Genomic DNA, 264 nt, shown 5'->3' with positions numbered 1-264 from the left:
CGATTGGCTGGAGACGGCCGATGGTGGGCATGCCTGGGTGCACACCTACCACTGGCCGGAAACGACGGGCTTGATGACCCTGTGATTACGCCGGACGGCTGGCCGGCGCGCCAGTGCTGGCTTCGGCGCGTGCCATGCGATCCGCATACTTGCGCGCCAGTGCCGAGCATACGATCAACTGCAACTGGTGGTAGATCATGGTCGGCAGCACGATCAGGCCGAGGGCGGGGTTGCCCGCAAACAGGATCTTCGCCATCGGAATGC

1 protein-coding gene is annotated in these 264 nt (G+C 64.4%); it reads right to left on the bottom strand.

Translation table 11 applies throughout. The annotated features are described in order from the left end of the window. Positions 1–85: 85 nt before the first annotated feature. On the bottom strand, positions 86–256 hold the full coding sequence (locus ACVA6Q_RS24730; RefSeq protein WP_446649233.1) for a bile acid:sodium symporter: 171 nt from the start codon (positions 254–256) through the stop codon (positions 86–88). Positions 257–264: the final 8 nt, after the last annotated feature.

It is taken from the genome of Vibrio sp. DNB22_10_4 (genome assembly GCF_052879755.1).
This window is presented reverse-complemented; position numbering and strand designations above follow the sequence as displayed.